Origin of the sequence: Serratia sp. CY56464 (assembly GCF_052168435.1) — a bacterium.
GTDB lineage: Bacteria > Pseudomonadota > Gammaproteobacteria > Enterobacterales > Enterobacteriaceae > Serratia > Serratia marcescens.
The window spans coordinates 2,270,945-2,289,230 of sequence record NZ_JBJNMV010000001.1; the positions used below are offsets into that span (position 1 = coordinate 2,270,945).

Genomic DNA, 18,286 nt, shown 5'->3' on the forward strand with positions numbered 1-18,286 from the left:
GCCGGCGCTGAGTGACGTTACTTGCCGCCTTTCACCGGGTAATCCGGTTTTTTGTCGTTGCCGGCGATATAGGGACTCCACGGCTGCGCGCGCACCGGCGCTTCGGTCTGCCACACCACGTTGAACTGCCCGTTGCCCTCGATTTCGCCAATCATCACCGGCTTGTGCAGGTGGTGATTGGTTTTGTCCATGGTCAGCGTGAAGCCCGACGGCGCGGCGAAGGTTTGCCCGGCCATCGCGGCGCGCACCTTATCGACGTCGGTAGTGCCGGCTTTTTCCACCGCCTGCGCCCACATGTGGAGGCCGACGTAGGTGGCTTCCATCGGATCGTTGGTCACCGCGGTGGCGTAATTCGGCAGATTGTGCGCCTTGGCGTAGGCTTTCCACTGGCTGACAAACTGTTTGTTGGTCGGGTTATCCAGCGATTCGAAGTAGTTCCAGGCCGCCAGGTTGCCCACCAGCGGTTTGGTGTCGATGCCGCGCAGCTCTTCCTCGCCGACCGAGAAGGCGATCACCGGCACGTCGGTGGCCTTGACGCCCTGGTTGGCGAGTTCTTTGTAGAACGGCACGTTGGAATCGCCGTTGATGGTGGAGATCACCGCGGTGTTGCCGCCGGCGGCGAATTTCTTGATGTTGGCGACGATGGTCTGGTAATCGCTGTAGCCGAACGGCGTATAGACCTCTTCGATATCCTTGTCCTGCACGCCTTTGCTGTGCAGGAAGGCGCGCAGGATCTTGTTGGTGGTGCGCGGATAGACGTAATCGGTGCCCAGCAGGAAGAAGCGCTTGGCGCCGCCGCCGTCCTCGCTCAGCAGGTATTCCACCGCCGGGATCGCCTGCTGGTTCGGCGCCGCGCCGGTGTAGAACACGTTCGGCGACATCTCTTCGCCTTCGTATTGCACCGGGTAGAACAGCAGTCCGTTCAGCTCCTCAAACACCGGCAGCACCGACTTGCGCGACACCGAGGTCCAGCAGCCGAACACCGCCGCCACCTTGTCCTGGCTCAGCAGCTGGCGCGCCTTTTCGGCGAACAGCGGCCAGTTGGAGGCCGGATCCACCACCACCGGCTCCAGCTTTTTGCCGAGCACCCCGCCTTTGGCGTTGATCTCGTCGATGGTCATCAGCGCCACATCCTTCAGCGGCGTCTCGGAAATCGCCATGGTGCCGGAGAGCGAACTCAGAATGCCGACCTTGATGGTGTCGGCGGCCTGCGCGCTCCAGGCCAGGCCCATGCCGATCGCGGCGGCGGACAGCGCAAAAGCTTTGATAAAACGACGACGTTGCATAGTTCAAACTCCCGATGTGTGTGAAATCAAAATTGTTGCGCCGAGCGCGCAGGCTGCTGAGCCCGCGCCTGGTGCAACATGTGCAGCGTTATTTTTCGTACCTCTGCCTTGCTGACGGCGATGTGCTCGCCGAGCAGCGTTTGCGCCGCCCCGCTTTGCCGCCGCAGGATCGCCTGCAAAATGGCGGCGTGCTCGCGGTAGGTGGCGTCCACCCGCGCCTGCTGGGTGAAATCCAGCCGGCGAATGATGCGGATCTTTTCGGTCAGTTCGCGGTGAATGCGCGCCATTTCGCCGTTGCCCGCCGCGGCCACCAACGCCTGATGAAACTGCTCATCGTGCTGCGACACCGCCTTGCCGTCCGCCAGGCGCGGCACTGCGGTCCAAAAATGGCTCAGCGCCGCCAGCGCGTCCGGCGTTTCCCCGGCCGGGCGTTCGCACAGCCGTTTCACCGCCTCTTGTTCCAGCACGATGCGCAGGTCGTACAGCTCTTCGAAGTAGGCGAAGTCGAACGGCCGCACCTGCCAGCCGCTGCGAAACAGCACCTCGACATAGCCTTCGCGCTCCAGCCGAAACAGCGCCTGACGCACCGGCGTGCGGCTGGCCGCCATGCGCTGCGCCACGTCGCTTTCGCTGAAGCGATCGCCCGGCAGCAGGCGAAACTCGAAGATGTCGGCCTTGAGCTGCAGATAAATGCGCTCCGCCAGCCCCTCCGGGCGCGCCTTGTGCTCTCCGTTGGTGATTTGCATCATCGCTCCTCCGTTCAGACCGCCTTTTCCAGCCACAGCAGGGCGTCGCCCGGCCCGACCGGCCGCCCCTGCCGGCAGCTGATGCGTTTAACGATCCCGGCGCGCGGCGCGGTGACCGCCAGCTCCATTTTCATCGCCTCGACCACGATCAGCGGCTGCCCGGCCGCCACCGCCTGCCCCGGTTCCACCAGGATCTTCCACACGCTGCCGTTCAGATCGGCGCTGACCAGATCGCCCTCGATGGCGTCTTCTTCCTCCGGCGGCAACAGCTGCGCCTCGGCCTCGTCGTCATCGCTGCGCCAGCGCGCCACTTCGGCGCTGAACGCCTGTTGCTGGCGATGCTGGAAGTCGGCGATCGCCTCGGCGTTGTCGGCCAGGAAACGGGTGTAGGCGGCGAAGTCGAACTCGCTCTCTTCGATGCGCACCTGCATGCGCCCTTCACGGAACGCTTCGCGCTGCTCGTCCAACTCTTGCTCGCTGACCGGATAGAAGCGCACCTGATCGAAGAAGCGCAGCAGCCAGGGTTCACCGGCGGTGAACTGCGGGTTTTTGAGAAACTTGTTCCAGATCGGCAGCGTGCGCCCGACCAGCTGGTAACCGCCCGGCGAGTCCATGCCGTAGATGCACATGTACATGCCGCCGATGCCGACCGTCCCTTCGGCGGTGTGGGTGCGCGCCGGGTTATATTTGGAGCTCAGCAGGCGATGGCGCGGATCGAGCGGCACCGCGCAGGGCGCGCCGAGGTAGACGTCTCCCAGCCCGAGGATCAGGTAGCTGGCGTCGAACAGAATGTCGCGCACCTGCTCGCGTTGGCTCAGACCGTTGATGCGCTGAATGAAATCGACGTTGTTCGGCAGCCAGGGCGCCGAGGCGCGCACCGTCTGCTGATAGCGATCCACCGCCCCCAGCGTGGCCGAATCCTCGAACGCCATCGGCAGCCAGACGGTGCGCGTCGGCACCTTCAGGCGGCTGACGTCCCCCAGCGCCCGTTCGCGCGCCAGCAGGCGCTGCAGCAGGTCGGCCTGGCTTATCAGCCGGCTGTCGTAGCGGATCTGCAGCGAACGCACGCCCGGCGCCAGCTCCGCTACACCCGGGATCGCCTCCTGCCGCAGCGACTGCATCAGCAGATGTATGCGCAGCCGCAGCGCCAGATCGAGCACATTGTCGCCGTACTCCATCAGGATGTAGCCGTCCCCCGCCTGGCGATACGCCACCGCCGGGCGCCCGTCCGCCGCCGGCAGCGCCGCCAGCACCGCGGCGGAAACGGTCGCCGCCGGGGCCAGATCCGGCGGCGGCAGGGTGATGGCCTTCACCGCCGCCAGCGCTTCGATGCTGCCGAGCTGCGCCTGCTCCAGCGACTGCGCCTGCCGGAAGCCGATCGGATGGAACCGGATGCGGTCGCCCGGCTTCACCTGCCCCACTTTCCACAGTTCGGCCTTGGCGATGGTCACCGGGCAGACGAAGCCGCCAAGGCTCGGCCCGTCGCGGGTCAGGATCACCGGGAAGTCGCCGGTGAAGTTGATGGCGCCGATGGCGTACTCGCAGTCGTGCACGTTGGAAGGATGCAAACCGGCCTCGCCGCCGTCCTCCCGCGCCCACTCGGGCTTCGGCCCCGCCAGGCGCACGCCGAGGCGGTTGGAGTTGTAATGCACCTGCCAGTCGGTGGCGAAGAAGGCCTCTATCGATTCAGCGGTGAAAAAGTCCGGCGCGCCGTGCGGCCCGTACAGCACGCCGATGTGCCACTGGTCGCCGTAGTGCGGGATCAGGCTGTCATCCATCGCCTGCGGCGCGGCGATCGGCGCCGGCGTGGTGCTGGCCGCCAGCGCCGGTTGGGCGATCGCCAGCATGTCCGCCACGCGCAAGGTGCGCCCGGCGTGGCCGCCGAACTGGCCCAGCGCGAAGGTGGAGCGGCTGCCGAGATACACCGGCACGTCAAAGCCGTTGCGTACCGCCAGATAGGTGCGGCAGCCGTGTGTGGCGCGCCCCAGCGTCAATACCTGCCCGGCCCGCACCGCGATCGGCCGCCAATACGCAACCGCCTCGCCATCCAGTTCGGCCGGGCAGCTCGCGCCCGTCAGCGCGATGGTCGCGTCGCAGTGAAAGCGCAGCGTCGGCCCCTGCAGGGTAAACTCCAGCCCGGCCGCCGCCGGGTGGTTGCCGACGATGCGGTTGGCCAGCCGAAACGCGAAGTCGTCCATCGGGCCGGACGGCGGCACGCCGATGTCCCAATAGCCGAGGCGGCCGGGATAATCCTGCACGCTGCTGTAGGTGCCGGGTTGCAGCACTTCGAGGCAGTGCGGCTGGAAACGCAAATCGTCCAGCAGGCGCGTCCAGACGTCGCCGCGCTGAAATTGCGGCGTGGCGATCACCTGTCGCAGATAGTCGAGGTTGGTGGCGATGCCGTGCAAACGGGTCGCCGCCAGCGCCACGCGCAGTTTTTCCAGCGCCTGCGCCCGATCGGCGCCGTGCACGATCAGCTTGGCGATCATCGGGTCGTAAAACGCCGACACTTCGCTGCCGGTCGCCACCCAACCGTCGAGGCGCACGTCGTCAGGGAAATGCACCTCGGTCAGCACGCCAGGGCTGGGCTGGAAGTTTTTCAGCGGATCTTCGGCATAGAGACGCACTTCGATCGCCGCGCCCTGCGGCGCGCGTTGCAGCGCCGCCCAATCCAGCGCGTCGCCCGCCGCCACCTGCAGCATGCATGCGATCAGATCCAGGCCGGTGACCATTTCGGTGACCGGGTGCTCGACCTGTAAGCGGGTGTTCACTTCCAGAAAGTAAAACTCGTCGCGCGCGGCGTCATAGATAAACTCTACGGTGCCGGCGCTGCGGTAATTCACCGACTCGCCCAGCGCCACCGCCGCCCGGTGCAGCGCCTGGCGGGTCGCCGCCGGCAGGTGCGGCGCCGGGGTTTCCTCCACCACCTTTTGGTTGCGCCGCTGCAGCGAACAGTCGCGCTCGCCGAGCGCCGCCACCCGCCCCTGGCCGTCGCCGAAAATCTGCACCTCGACGTGGCGCGCCCGATCGACGAAGCGTTCGATAAAGGCGCCGGCGTCGCGGAAGAACTGCTCTCCCAACCGTTTGACGCTGTCGTACGCGTCGCGCAGCGCCGCCTCGTCGTCACAGCGCGTCAGGCCGATGCCGCCGCCGCCGGCGGTGCTTTTCAGCATCACCGGGTAGCCGATGCGCGCGGCGGCCGAGACCGCCTGCTCAACGCTCTCCAGCAAGCCGGTGCCCGGCGTCATCGGCACCCCGGCCAACGCCGCCAGCTCGCGCGCCCGGTGCTTGAGGCCGAACTCGCGCATCTGAGCCGCCGTCGGGCCGATAAAGGCGATGCCCGCCGCTTCGCAGGCGTCGGCAAACTCGGCGCTCTCGGACAAAAAGCCGTAGCCGGGGTAGATCGCCTGTGCGCCGGTGGCGGCGGCCGCCGCGAGGATCTTGTCGATGCGCAGATAACTGTCGGCGGCCTTGTCGCCGCCGAGCGCCACCGCCCTGTCGGCTTCGGTGACGTGCGGCGCATTGCGGTCGGCGTCGGAGTAGACCGCCACGCTGGTGACGCCCAGGCGTTTCAGGGTGCGAATAGCGCGGCAGGCGATTTCGCCGCGGTTAGCGATCAGTACGGTAGTAAACATGTTCATGCCCCCTCAACGCTGGCGAGATAATCACGCCAGCCGCCAAACTCAGTGATATCCGTGGCGCCTTCCAGCGCCCAGGCTTCGCAGATGAACCCCTTCACCCGTCGGCCGTCCGCCAGCAGCAGCGTGCCGATGCCCAATGGCGCCGGGATTTCCGCCACAAACTCGCCGAAACGGGCCAGCGGGATGTCCCACAGCTCAACGCGGATCGCCGCCCCCTGCGCCGCGCGCGCCAGCCCCGGCTTCGGCGGCTCGGTATCGGCCAACGCGTACAGGCGGTAACAGGGAGCGGTGACGGTTTGTTCCACCCGCACCGCATCGCGCTGCGTCAGTTGGACGTTGAGCGGCATGCCGCTGAGGTGAGCGCCCACTACCGCCAGACGCACATGCCCTGTGGACGGCGCAGGCACAGGCTGCGGCGGCAATGCCCGGCCGATGGCCCCGAGCGGCAAGGCGCTTTGCCGTTGCCAGCGCAGGCCAAACGCCGCCAGCGCCCGGTCATGCCAGGCGGGCGCAATCAGGGTGATGCCCGCCGGCAGACCGTCTTCGCGCAGCGGCCCCGGCAGCGCCAGCGCGCTCAGATCGGCCAGGTTGGTGAAATTGGTGTAAGTGCCGAATTGCGAATTGAACAGCACCGGCTCCTGCGCCATCTCCGCCAGGGTGCGGATAGTGGGCGCGGTCGGCACCACCAGCGCGTCGAACGGCGCCAGCCGCTGGGCGATTTGCCGCGCCAGCTCGGCGCGCAGGTATTCCGCCTTGTAGGCGTCGCAGGCGCTGTAGCCGAGGCCGTTGCCGACGATGCCGCGCACCACCGGATCGATGGCCTGCGGGTTCGCTTCCAGCACCTGCTCAATGGCTACCGTGCGCTCCGCCACCCAGGGGCCGTAATACAGCTGTTCCGCCAGGGTGCGAAACGGCGCGAAATCGAGGGGTTCCAGCGTGGCGCCGCCCGCCCGCAGCTGCGCCAGCGCCTGGTGAAACGCCCGCTCGGCCTGCACGTCGCCGAAAAACTCCAGCTGGGCGGGAACGGCGAAACGCGGCGCGGCGGGGATATCCGCCGGCGCGGTATGCGGATCGGCGCGGGAATACGGGTCTGCCGCGTCAAAGCCGCTCGCCAGTTCCGCCACCTGCGCGGCGTCGGCCACCGTCAGCGCGAAGACCGACACCGTATCGTTCAACCGGCAGGCCGGCACCACGCCGCGGTTGGATAACCGCCCCTTGGTCGGCTTCAGCCCGACGATGTTGTTGAACCCGGCAGGCACGCGTCCCGAACCGGCGGTGTCGGTGCCCAGCGCAAACGGCACCAGGCCGCGCGCCACCACCGAGGCGGAGCCGGAACTGGAACCGCCGCTGACGTAGCGGCTGTCGAAGCTGTTGACCACCGCGCCATAAGGTGAGCGGGTGCCCACCAACCCGGTAGCGAACTGGTCGAGGTTGGTTTTACCGAGGGCGATCGCCCCGGCGGCGCGCAGGTGGGCGACCACGGTAGCGTCCGCCGCGGCCTGGTAGGTGAACGCCGGGCAGGCGGCGCTGGTCGGCCAGCCGCCGACGTCGATATTGTCTTTGATGGCGAAGGGCACGCCGAACAGCGGCAGGCGGCTGAGATCGCCGGCGACCGCCGCCAGCCGTTGCGCCAGCTGTTGATACTGCTGCTCGCGCTGCGCCGGCGTGGCGAGATACAGCCAGGCGTTATCGTCCGGGTTCAGGCCGGCGACCAACGTTTCGATCGTCGCACTGACGCAGGCGAGGCGCTCGCCCGCCGGACGGGTTTGATAATGGTGCTGCCATTCACTGAGGGTAAAACCGCACGCTTCAACAGGTTCGCTCATCGACTGAATTCCATCTGGTACACAAGATGGGATTCAACAGAGCAACCGGCGTGCCAATTTTTAATCTCATGATTTCAATAAATTATAATTAAAACTTATGACGGCGGCGGCAAACGGGCTGCACCAGCGGCGCGCAGCGGGAGAACAAAAAGAGTGCAATGGCGGGATGACGCAGAGGAAAAACCGGGGCGACGACACTCGCCGCCCCGCAGGACGATAGGGATAGGTCAACCGCCAGCCGCAAGCTCAGTACCTACCATGTGGTGAGCGCTACCCTTCTCCAGGTATTGGCCGCCGTGCAAACATAAAAGAACGTGGAGTCTGCCGACCATTGGCCTATTTTACCGGGTGCAACGGCCGAAGCGGGGACAGCAACTCTGACACCTACAGGATCTCCGTTCACGTTCGCTGAATCATAAATATTCAACACTTTTATGTGGCCGGAGGAGAATTGGTTATTCGGCCCACCAATAGGATAAGCGCCGTTACCGGCCGGATAGATGCCATTATCCGCAACCGTTAACTGCTTGGTGTACAACCCGCTCCATTTAAATGAGGGTTGTCCTAAGGCGGTCGCGATATCCTTCTGCGGCGAAAAATCCGCCGGGGAGATGGATACGCCGCTGCTGGTCGTATTGTTATTAGCGCCAAGCGTAAACTTAGGTGCAAAACTAATTAAAGAAGCCCCGTCCTGAGCCAACCTGACGCCCGGTTCAAACCCCTGAAGGTTATTGCCTGGAGAAATGCCGCCAAAGTAATGGTAGCTGGTACTCCCTCCTTTGGCGGCATAGAACAGGTTATCGGAGCCGTCCTTGATACCATGGAAAATGGCCGGATAAGTGCCATGGCTGGCCCTGTCCGCCAAGGACCACGGAAGTTGCCTCGGAGCCATATCGGCGATTGCCGCGTTGGCGAATCTTGTCGTATTGCTCAGCATGTTATCAAACACAAATGCCGCCGCGATGCCGTTTACCGGTTCTGCAGCCACATTGTAAGTGGTATTACCCAGGTTATAGAAACCGCCCCGACATTCAAAGGTGCTTCCATCACTCTGAAGAATAGTTTCACCTTCGCAAGTAAACTGCCCCAGGATGTTATCGGTGTTGGTTCGGGTGAGTTTGATCGCCGTAGCGCCGACGCCGCCGAACAGGTGGATATAGCAGAAACCGTTGTACCACGTTACGCTGTTGGCGTTTCCTCTCAGCTCCAGCCCCACGCCGGCATCCGTATTTGTGCCACCATCGCCCGGATTGCCGGAGACTTTGATCTGACATTGAATTTCATGGAACCCCACGCCGTGGAAGGAGCTATCCCCGCCATTGCTTTCCATCAAGATGTTCGACAAGCCACGGTGGAACCGGCAAGAGTGAAAACTGACGAACTCGGTAAACGCACCGGCATAGCCGTTCAACAGATGTAAGTTCACAAAAAACTTCATAATCAGCAATCTTTCATGCCGCATGAAACAGGAACCATTGATCCGATAGCCGGTGCCCGTATATAACGCGCCCTTGGCCGGCGTAATCGTCACATCGCTGATATATCTGTTGGTATGGATCCCGGAACCGCCTTTCGACTCAAAACATGCATGATCATTAGACGTCGGCTTAAAGAAGAATTTCGTACTAATCCAATTTTCACCCTCTATCGCAATGCCTTTATCTCCGGTGTAGTTTTCTCCCCCTAAATTTAAGGTATCTGTAATGTAATAGTTGCCGGCAGGAACATAGAGCTTCTTGCAGCCTTGGCTAATCGCATAAGCTATAGCCTGTTTAAACGCCTGCGTATCATCTGTACCAACGCCAGCTGTATCATTCCAATCGCCCTTCGCGCCGAACATCTGAGGGGTAATGTGGGGCACGCCTTCATTCGGGAAGGAATACTGAATGAGTTGATTGCCCGTTACCCCTGCAATCGTAGAGAGAATCGGTTTAAAAGCGCAATCCCAGGCGTTCTTGCCAATGAGGGTCGTTTCGTCAAATGCCCCGCCTAACTCCAGCGCCCGAGCAGGCGCAGCAAGCTTAATCACATTCCCTTCAATAATGGCGTTTTTCCCATTCAAGAAACGGATATAACCAAACCCAGAGTCCGTGACCCGGTTGCCGGAAAACACCGTACGGTCGCCATAGAGCTTGATCCATACCTGGCTGCTGGTCCATCCGGAGTTGGTTATCTTGTTGCCGGTCATCACGCAGCTATTGGTGAACAGGGCAACCTTACAGTTATTGATAATATTGCCTGAGAGGGTCGCCTCCGTTGCGGCAATGCCATTGAAGGCCGACGTCGTGGAGGTACCACAGTAATTTAAAAAGTTATCTGCGATAACGGACTCCGCGACAGAAATATCGTTATTGCCGTGATAGTCGATGCCATTCTCAACGGTATCTTCAACGTGATTCCCAATAATTCGTGAATTATTCGTAGGGATTTTGGTGGGGTTATTTACTAAGGAATAGTCGATCTGAATGCCGAACCTTTCAATCGTTTTGATATAGTTATTAGAGATATTAATGTCACTGATTCCACCCAGCGAGATGCCATAGCTGGTATTAACAATATGGTTATTGGCAACGGTCAGGTTAGTGAATGAATGAGGCGTGCCGGTCACTTCATTATTCAATGTCACCCCGCCCCCTCTTTGCGTATGCCCGGCCCCAACGGGTTTAGCGGGTTTATGTCCATCATGAATATGATTGTTCACAATCAAGATGTCATAAGCATCTCGGTTCACGCCCGTTTTCAGCAAGATCCCGTCACCCTGGTGATTCGTCAGCTCGTTATTCTGGATCGTAATATGGCGGCCGCCACGAACTGCGATAGGTTCCTCTCCCAGATCTTTAAGTAAATTGTTCTCAAGGGTAACTGACGTACAGTCAGAAAGGCCCAAAGCATCGGTATGCATGCTGATGACGCAATTTCTCACGGTGAAGTTTTCACAACGGGTGAAAGCCATGCCGGTACACGCGCGAGTGGCATACCACCAAATAGGATCTGCATCTTTCTGAGTCACCTTTCTCGTGATCCTCAGATCTTCCACGATGAAATTCGACTGTTCCACGGTATTAAAAATGTTGATTTGAGGCGTATCGTCATCCAGGTGAATTTCACCACCGCCATAAATATGGCAGTTGCTGGGGATCTGTAGAGACTGCCAAGCCGAACCCAACGTCAACCGATAGACATTCGCCATTCTGACCTGGCGTTTTTTCATCGAGTTAGCGGCGTCAATCGCCACTTTAGCGAACATGGCGCTAACAGCGTCTCGATCGTCAGCCAGGCCATCGCCTACGGCGCCGAACTGCTCAGGGGTATATTCAGCGAATTCGCCGCCGTCATTGACCTGAGCGGCGACATTTTTTGCGTTGAGCTGCGGATCTTTTTTTGACATTTGAGCCATTGAATTACTCCTCTGGATTTTACGTTTCAATCGACATTGAATTGAACGAACCCTAAAAAAGTAACCGGACGGGCGGCACGCCCACCATCAATGGCGGATGGCTGAGGGCCAGTACAACAACGGCAGGCGGGAGAGGGGCAATAAAAAAGGCGCAACCTTGCGATTGCGCCTGATGTTCGGTGAACGCTGCGCGTTACTCGCCGCGAATGCGCTGCGCCAGCCCTTTGAGGAAGTAGCGCAGCATCTGATCGCCGCACGGGCGGTAGTTCTTGGTGCCCTCTTTACGGAACAGCGCGCTCAGCTCCGGCTTGGAGATGCGGAAGTCCACCGCGGTGAAAATCTGGTGCATGTCGGTGTCTTTCAGCTCGAACGCCACGCGCAGCTTTTTCAGCACCAGGTTGTTGGTGATCGGCAGTTCAACCGCCGGCGCCGGGAACTTGTCGTCCTTGCCGCGCTTGAAGAACACCAGGCCGTTGAGGAAGTGCGCCATCACTTCGTCCGGGCACTTCTCGTAGCCCGGCTCGCCTTCTTTGATCACGTAAGCGTCCATCGCCGACACCGCCACCTCAAAATCGTCCAGTTTGATAATCTCGACCATTTTGGCGTTGTTAATGCTCAGCATATAGCGCACGCTGCGCAGCACGTCGTTGTTCATCATGGGATTGCATTGCCTTATTTGTCTAACGGGGACGTGCGCATTGTAAAAAAATGCCCCATACCCAAAATAATTGGAGTTGCATCGCGGCGGCAAATTTGTAAGCCCCCGGAGCATAGTTAACTATGTGACCGGGGCGCGCAAATGCAGCCAACAAAGAGGCAGCTCCAAGTATGACGGGTATGGCCGCACACCTTGAATGTGCGGCAGTATAGGGATCGGCAAGGGGTTTCTCAATCGATTTGGCTTTTTTGCTGATACAGCGGGATGTCTTCGCCGATGATGTACTTGTTGCGCAGCATTGACGAGACCTTGTCCATGATCATCACCACCACCACCAGGATCAGAGTGATGAACATCACCACGTCCCAGTTCCACAGCCGCATGTTCTCCGCGTACACCAGGCCGATGCCGCCGGCGCCGACGAAGCCCAGCACCGCCGCAGAGCGGGTGTTGGACTCGATCTGATACAGGCTGAGCGCCAGGAAGGTGGGGAACGACTGGGTGAAAATGCCGTAGCGGTGCTTCTGCAACCCGTTGGCGCCCACCGCCGTCAGGCCGCGGCTGGGGGACTTGTCCACCGCCTCATGGCCTTCGGCGTACAGTTTGCCCAACAGCCCGACGTCCTGCATCACGATAGCCAACACCCCGGCGAGCGGCCCCATGCCGACGGCGCGCACGAAGATCAGCCCCCAGATCGCCATGTCGATGCCGCGCAGCACGTCCAGCAAGCGGCGCACCAGCACCGAAATCGGCCGCAGCAGCGGCGTCGACATCACGTTGCGCGCGGCGAAGAACGACAGCGGCAGCGCGATCAGCGACGCGGTGATGGTGCCGGCGAACACGATGGCGATGGTGATGCCGATCTGCTGGAAGTAGTACATGAACGGCCAGTTGGCGAAGTCGTGCCAGACGAACATGCGCAGGAAATAGCGCCCCAGCTGCTGGCAGCCGTTGATAAACTGCGGCCAGCTAATGCCGAAGACCAGGAAGAAGAACACGTAGTACAGCACGATCGCCAAGGTGATCAGGCCGACGGTGCGCAGGTAGCGCCCCTGCTGCGCGAAGATCGCCGGATGCTGCTGTTTTAGCTGGCGCAGCGTTTCCGCCGACGCCGGAGTGCCCGCTGTCATTTTGCCCCCTCCACCACGCGCTTGCGCAGCTCGCCCGACACGTAGTCGAGCACGGAAACCACCACGATGATCAGCAGCAGCGTCATGCTGACCTGATCGTAACGGTCGAGTTTAATGTTGGTCATCAGCTCCTGGCCGATGCCGCCCGCCCCCACCAGCCCCAAAATGGTCGACTGACGGAAGTTGATCTCCAGCCGCATGAAGCTGTAGGAGAGAAACACCGGCTTCACCTGCGGCCACAGGCCAAAGCGCATGCGCTGCAGCGGCGTAGCGCCGCAGGCCGCCAGCCCACGCACCGGTTTGTTGGAGGCGGTTTCGATCGATTCGTAGAACAGCTTGGTCAGGCTGCCGATGGTGTGCAGCGCCAGCGCCAGGAAGCCGGGAATGGCGCCGATGCCGAACGCCATCACGAACATCACCGCCCACGCCAGCTCCGGCATGGTGCGCAAGAACGCCACCAGCGTGCGGATCGCCAGCCGCACCGAGGCGGGGGTATAGGTATTGCCGGCGGCCAGAAACGCCAGCACGGTCGCCACCAGCACCGAGAAAATGGTCGCCGCCAGCGCCAGCTGCAGGGTCTCCCAGATCAGCGGCAGCTGGATATTCAGGCGATAGCCCCAGTAGGCCAGCGAGCCTTCGGTGCGCCCGTCGGCGAACAGCAGGTTCCAGTGCAACGTTGGAACGGTTTCGGCCAGATAGTCGAAGAAGTGCGGAATAGACACCCAGACGGTGTGCAGGTTGAACTCGGCGAGGTTGCCGGCGCCCAGGTACAGCACCACCAGCCCGAGCGACCACAGCAGCGCTTCGCGTTTTTGCTTGCTGCGGATCCGTTGGTAATAGTGTGCGAAATCGGTATTCAAAGCAGGTCTTCCATCTTGATGGAACAAGGGGTTCAGCACGCTGAACCCCTTCATTCGGACGGCCGAGGCAGCCGGGAATTAACGGTCGCCTTTGGTCAGCTCGCGCTTCATATCGATGATGGTCTGGTATTCCGCCAGGGTAGTGTCGCCGATGTGCTGTTTGCCGCCCATCGCTTTGATAAAGCACGCGTGATCGTCTTTATCCAGCTTCTTGATGGCGGTGACCACTTTGGCCTTGAAGTCGGCCGGCAGCGAGTTGCTCACCAGGATCGGGCCGTTCGGGATCAGCGGCGACTGCCAAATGATGCGGATCTGCTTCATCAGGTCCGGGTGATCCATGCGGATCATGCGGGTGAACGCGCCGCTGGTGTAGCCGGTGTTGTAGTCGCCAATCATCGACGCCCAGGTCACCGCGCCTTCGAACTGGCCGTTCAGCACGCCGAGGATGTCCTGCTCGTGGCCGCCGGAGAAGGTGACGCTGGAGAAGGTGTTGTTGTATTTATTGTCGACCGTGCCGCCGAACAGCTTTTTAAACGCCTGGTTCGGGATCAGGAAGCCGGAGGTCGAATCCGGATCGGCGAAGCCGATGGCCTTGCCTTTCAAGTCTTCCAGTTTCTGGTACGGGCTGCCGGCCTTCACCACCACCACCGAGTGGTAGCCGCGCGACTGGTCAACGTCGTCGACCGCGATGCCGACGATGTCCACCGCTTTCGGATCCTTGATGTAGACCGAGGCGAACGACGACGGCGACATGCTCAGCACCAGGTCAATCTTGCCGCCCAGCAGGCCCTGGATCACGCCGGAATAGTCGGACGAGTTGCGCAGCTTGGTATCGACGTTCAACTCTTTGTCCAGGAACTGCTTCACGCATTGGTTATCGCCGATCTGCTGGGTGGCGTTCTGGCCGCCGAGAATGCCCAGGTTCAGCTCTTTCGGCGCATCCGCTGCGGCAGCATTAAATACCATCATCGCGCCGGCCATCAGGGTGGTCAGACTCAATACTTTTTTCATCAGGTGTGCCTTGTGTGTAAAGGGTAAAGGTCAAAAGTGCTTCAATGGATCTGATTGGCTTCTTCGCCATACAGCTGGTGCAGGATCCGTTCGTTCAGTTGCGAAGGATACCCGTCAAACACGATCTTCCCGTGGGCGATGCCGATCACCCGCGAGCAATACTCTTTCACCAGTTCGACCGAGTGCAGGTTCACCATCACCGCGATGCCGTCTTCGCTGATTTTCTGCAGCGCGTCCATGATGCGGCGGGTGTTTTTCGGATCGAGCGACGCCACCGGCTCATCGGCCAGCAGGATTTGCGGGTTTTGCATCAGCGCGCGGCAGATGGCGACGCGCTGCATCTGACCGCCGGAGAGGTGCTCGGCGCGCTGCAGCGCGTGCGGCAGCATGTTGAGCCACTGCAACAGCTCGATGGCGCGAGCGCGGTCGGCGTCATCGAACAGTTTGAAGAAGGATTTCAGGGTGGAGGTGTGGCTCAGGCGGCCCAGCAACACGTTGGTCATCACGTCCAGCCGCGGCACCAAGCAGAAGTCCTGGAAGATCATGCCGCAGCGCGCGCGCCACTGGCGCATCTGGCGGCCGGCAAGCTGGGCGATATCCTGCGCCACGCCATCGTCTTCGAAGTGCAGCATCTCGCCGCAGCTGGAAGGAATGGTGCCGTTGAGGGTATGCAACAGCGTGGACTTGCCTGCACCGGAGCGGCCAATCACCGCCACGAATTCGCCGGCGTGCAGATCGAAATTGATGTCATCCAGCACGCGCTGCTGCGCTTTGTAAGCTTTGCCGAGCCCCTTTACCGATAACACTTTGCGGGATGCGGCGGCGTGCTGCCCTGGGAACTCGTGCTGCGCCAATTTTAACAGTGCCTGAGCCATATGATTTCTCTGGTTTCAGTGGCTAATCATTATGGGCACCTATTAACGGATAAGTTTATGACAGTGGGATGATGGTTTTATGGCCGGGGCGTGACGCGTGCCGCCCCGGTGTACGCCTCACGCCAGGGTGAAGAAGTCCAGCCCCAGCGCCGCCTTGACCTGCTGCAGCGTCCGCTGGCTGACCTGATGCGCGCGGCGGGTGCCGTGCTGCAGGATGCGCGTCAGCTCGCCTTTATCGGCGATGAATTCGGCGCGGCGGGTGCGGATCGGTTCGAGCAGGCTCTGCAGACAATCCTCCAGCAGCCGTTTGATCTTCACGTCCCCCAACCCGCCGCGGCGGTAGTGCGCCTTCAGTTCCGCCACCAGCGCGGCGTCTTCGCAGAAGGCGTCCAGATAGGTGAACACCATGTTGCCCTCCACCCGGCCGGGATCGCTGACGTTGAGATGGCCGGGATCGGTGAACATGCTCATCACCGCCTGGTGCACCTCGTCGGCGCCGGCGCCAAGCGGGATGGCGTTACCGCGCGATTTCGACATCTTGCCCTGCCCGTCCAGCCCCGGCAGACGCCCAACGTTGCTCAACAGCGGCTGGCACTCCGTTAATATCGGTTGGCCGACGATGTGGTTGAAGCGCCGCACGATCTCGTTGGTTTGCTCCAGCATCGGCAGTTGATCCTCGCCGACCGGCACGTGGGTGGCACCGAAGGCGGTGATGTCCGCCGCCTGGCTGACCGGATAGATCAGAAAACCGGCCGGCAGGCTGCGGGCGAAATCCTTCTCGGCGATTTCGTTTTTCACCGTCGGGTTGCGTTCCAGCCGCGCCACGCTGACCAGATTAAGGTAGTACATTGTCAGCTCGGCCAACGCCGGCAGCGCCGACTGCAGGCAGATCGTGGTCTTGTGCGGATCGATGCCAACCGCCAGATAGTCGGCCACGACGTTGAGCACGTTGGCGCTGATTTTTTGCGGGTTGTTGCCGTTGTCGGTCAGGCCCTGCAGATCCGCCACCATCACCGTTTGGTTATGCTGGTGCTGCAGTGCGACGCGCTGGCGCAGCGAGCCGACGAAGTGGCCTAAATGCAGTGGGCCGGTGGCGCGATCGCCGGTAAGAATGGTGTAGCTCATGACAGTGCTCCTGAAGGTCTGTAGACCGCCGGATCAACGCCACAAAAAATAATGCCGCCAAACCGGCGGCATTAAAAAGAGATGTGAATACTCGTGCCGCCTCAGAAGAGGCGCCACCATGACTGATTGTGGGTGGAGTGCATCGATATATTCATGCCATCAAGGTATACCCGCCGCGGCAGCGCGTCAATAGCCCACCGCCGGCGCGTAAGACGGCGTTACACTCCGGCATTTGCGTTCCTGGCCTGGCGCGCTAGGGTAAAACCTTCAACCTGAAAAAGGAGCGCATGATGAAGATCGGATTTGCCGGACTGGGTGGGATGGGCAGCGCCATGGCGGCCAACCTGTTGCAGGCGGGCTTCGCCTTAACGGTATGGAACCGCTCGCCGCAGGCGGCGCAGCCGCTGGTGAGCGCCGGCGCGCGGCAGGCCGAACGGCCGGAACAGTTGGCCGATGCCGACGTGCTGATCACCATGCTGGCCGACGATGCCGCCACGCAGCAGGTAGTGGTGGACAGCGGATTGCTGCAACGGATGAAACCGGGCGCGCTGCATATCAATATGGCGACTATCTCGGTCGAACTCGCCAAACGTTTGACGACGCTGCATGAGGAGCACGGCATCGGTTATCTCGCCGCGCCGGTGCTGGGACGGGTCGATGTGGCGGCCGCCGGCAAACTGAATATTCTGGCGGCCGGCGATAGCGAGCGGCTGAAGCAAGCGCAGCCGCTGTTCGATGCCCTCGGCCAGAAAACCTGGCACTTCGGCGCCGATCCGGCGCAGGCCAACGTGGTCAAAATCGCCACCAACTTTACGCTGGCCAGCGCCATTGAAGCAATGGCGGAAGGCAGCGCGTTGGTGCGCAACTATGGCGTGTCCGGCACCGACTACCTGCAGATGCTGAGCGGCACCGTCTTCGCCGCCCCGGCCTATCAGGGCTATGGCGCGCTGATCGCCGCAGAGAAGTATTCACCCGCCGGATTCCGGCTGGCGCTGGGGTTGAAAGACGTCGGGCTGGCGCTGGCCGCCGGCGCCGACAGCCATACGCCGATGCCGTTCGCCGGGGTGCTGAAAGACAACTTCCTCGACGCGATGGCGCAGGGGGATGCGGATCTGGACTGGGCGGCGCTGGCCAAGGTGGCGGCGCGGCGGGCGGGCCTGAAATAACGAACGGGGGCGTTGGCCCCCGTTTTCCGTTCTCAGAACACGATGTCCGCCGCGGGCACGGCGCGGATCGGCACGCCGAAGCTGTCGATATTCGACAGCGTCTCGTTATGGTGGGTGCGGATCAGCAAACCGTCGGCATAGGATTTGTCGTGGCAGGTGTGCGCATCCGCCGCCAGCGTCACCGGATAGCCGCGCGCCGCGGCGCTGCGCACCGTGGTATCGATGCAAAACGGCGTGGAGTAGCCGCAAACCACCAGCTGCGATACGCCGTTGGCGATCAGCAACGCGCCGAGCGAGGTGCGCAGGAAGGAATCCGGCGTGGTTTTATCCACCCGATGGTCGCCCGGCGCCACCTTCAGCGCCGCGAGCACTTGCCAGGCGGCGCTGCCGTGCGGCAGTTCGTCGTCAGGCGTGTGGTGCTGAATCACGATCACCGGCACGCCCGCCCGGCGGGCGCGCTCGCTCAACTGATTGATGCGCGCAACGGTGCCCGCGGCATCCGCCGGCGGCGGCGTAAACAACCCTTCCTGCACATCGATAATCAACAGCGCGGTGGTCATGGCGG

At 61.7% G+C, this 18,286-nt stretch carries 13 protein-coding genes; 1 reads left to right on the forward strand and 12 read right to left on the reverse strand.

The features are described 5' to 3' along the window. Window positions 1-17: 17 nt before the first annotated feature. The 11 genes from urtA to trpS form a co-directional block, all read right to left on the reverse strand. A complete protein-coding gene (gene urtA, locus ACJ8KE_RS11045; protein WP_033640971.1) occupies window positions 18-1,286 on the reverse strand; it encodes an urea ABC transporter substrate-binding protein in 1,269 nt (422 codons plus the stop codon). A gap of 26 nt (window positions 1,287-1,312) precedes the next feature. After that, window positions 1,313-2,032, reverse strand: a complete 720-nt coding sequence (locus tag ACJ8KE_RS11050) for a GntR family transcriptional regulator (RefSeq protein WP_306376676.1) — start codon at window positions 2,030-2,032, stop codon at window positions 1,313-1,315. A 14-nt stretch (window positions 2,033-2,046) separates the two neighbouring features. Then, window positions 2,047-5,667, reverse strand: coding sequence for an urea carboxylase (gene uca / locus ACJ8KE_RS11055; protein ID WP_442517242.1), 3,621 nt, complete (start codon window positions 5,665-5,667; stop codon window positions 2,047-2,049). A gap of 2 nt (window positions 5,668-5,669) precedes the next feature. Further along, complete coding sequence (gene atzF / locus ACJ8KE_RS11060) at window positions 5,670-7,499, reverse strand: allophanate hydrolase (RefSeq protein WP_143778725.1); 1,830 nt, start codon at window positions 7,497-7,499, stop codon at window positions 5,670-5,672. A gap of 253 nt (window positions 7,500-7,752) precedes the next feature. Beyond that, complete coding sequence (locus ACJ8KE_RS11065; RefSeq protein ID WP_306376673.1) at window positions 7,753-10,896, reverse strand: right-handed parallel beta-helix repeat-containing protein; 3,144 nt, start codon at window positions 10,894-10,896, stop codon at window positions 7,753-7,755. A 193-nt stretch (window positions 10,897-11,089) separates the two neighbouring features. Next, complete coding sequence (locus tag ACJ8KE_RS11070; protein ID WP_016928588.1) at window positions 11,090-11,554, reverse strand: DUF1456 family protein; 465 nt, start codon at window positions 11,552-11,554, stop codon at window positions 11,090-11,092. Between the two features lie 230 nt (window positions 11,555-11,784). Further along, a complete protein-coding gene (phnE, locus tag ACJ8KE_RS11075; RefSeq protein WP_240293939.1) occupies window positions 11,785-12,684 on the reverse strand; it encodes a phosphonate ABC transporter, permease protein PhnE in 900 nt (299 codons plus the stop codon). After that, window positions 12,681-13,544 (reverse strand): phosphonate ABC transporter, permease protein PhnE, encoded by an 864-nt coding sequence (phnE, locus tag ACJ8KE_RS11080; RefSeq protein WP_016928590.1) that lies wholly within the window; start codon window positions 13,542-13,544, stop codon window positions 12,681-12,683. The genes phnE (ACJ8KE_RS11075) and phnE (ACJ8KE_RS11080) overlap by 4 nt, the downstream gene beginning before the upstream one ends. Before the next feature lie 78 nt (window positions 13,545-13,622). Next, window positions 13,623-14,555: a phosphonate ABC transporter substrate-binding protein gene (gene phnD, locus ACJ8KE_RS11085; RefSeq protein WP_004939482.1), complete on the reverse strand. Its 933-nt coding sequence runs from the start codon at window positions 14,553-14,555 to the stop codon at window positions 13,623-13,625. Window positions 14,556-14,596: 41 nt separating this feature from the next. Next, entirely contained in the window at window positions 14,597-15,430 is an 834-nt protein-coding gene (gene phnC / locus ACJ8KE_RS11090) for a phosphonate ABC transporter ATP-binding protein (protein ID WP_322193246.1), read from the reverse strand. 117 nt (window positions 15,431-15,547) lie between these two features. After that, entirely contained in the window at window positions 15,548-16,555 is a 1,008-nt protein-coding gene (trpS, locus tag ACJ8KE_RS11095) for a tryptophan--tRNA ligase (RefSeq protein ID WP_274985290.1), read from the reverse strand. Window positions 16,556-16,845: 290 nt separating this feature from the next. Here trpS and ACJ8KE_RS11100 point away from each other — a divergent pair, with 290 nt between their 5' ends. Continuing rightward, window positions 16,846-17,721, forward strand: a complete 876-nt coding sequence (locus tag ACJ8KE_RS11100; RefSeq protein ID WP_079449524.1) for an NAD(P)-dependent oxidoreductase — start codon at window positions 16,846-16,848, stop codon at window positions 17,719-17,721. A 32-nt stretch (window positions 17,722-17,753) separates the two neighbouring features. On the opposite strand, the gene ACJ8KE_RS11105 is transcribed toward ACJ8KE_RS11100, so the two are convergent. Beyond that, the gene (locus tag ACJ8KE_RS11105; protein WP_079449525.1) at window positions 17,754-18,281 is read right to left on the reverse strand and encodes a cysteine hydrolase family protein; all 528 of its coding nucleotides are present in this window, start codon (window positions 18,279-18,281) and stop codon (window positions 17,754-17,756) included. Between the last annotated feature and the right edge of the window lie 5 nt (window positions 18,282-18,286).